A 447-nucleotide genomic window follows, 5' to 3' on the forward strand; every position below is an offset into this window, starting at 1 on the left:
TATTACTACCGTCATTGAGACTACCACTGGCCAAGCCTGCTTCTTTAACCGAGGTTTGTCCTGGCTCTACGCCATTCGTATCTGTAATCGTAATGGTCGGCAATACGCCATCGGAGATGGTACCCGTGCCTGTTACAGCGGCCGTATTACGCGCTGTTGCAGCCGACAAAGTAATGGTTTCACTTCCTTCCACTGTGCTATCAACAACCGTGGCCACGCGTACGATAAAGCTCGATACACCAGCAGGCACATTGACCACGCTACCAGACAGTGTCGTCCAGCTAGCACCGCCATCAGTCGAATACTGTTGGGTGCTAGTGTCCGTACCTAGCGTTGCTGTGCCTGAACTTGGTGTTACCGTCACCGCCGTAGGGGTGGTGCTTGTATTACTCAAGCTCACCGTAAAATCTAAATTTCCACCTTCACTGACGCTCGGACTTGATACAC

Annotated in this window: 1 pseudogene; it reads right to left on the reverse strand. The window is 51.7% G+C overall.

The features are described from left to right. Positions 1-447, reverse strand: a pseudogene (locus H8K36_RS18930) (hypothetical protein); the annotation flags it as partial.

Source organism: Affinundibacterium nitidum (assembly GCF_014284155.1).
GTDB lineage: Bacteria > Pseudomonadota > Gammaproteobacteria > Burkholderiales > Burkholderiaceae_D > Undibacterium > Undibacterium nitidum.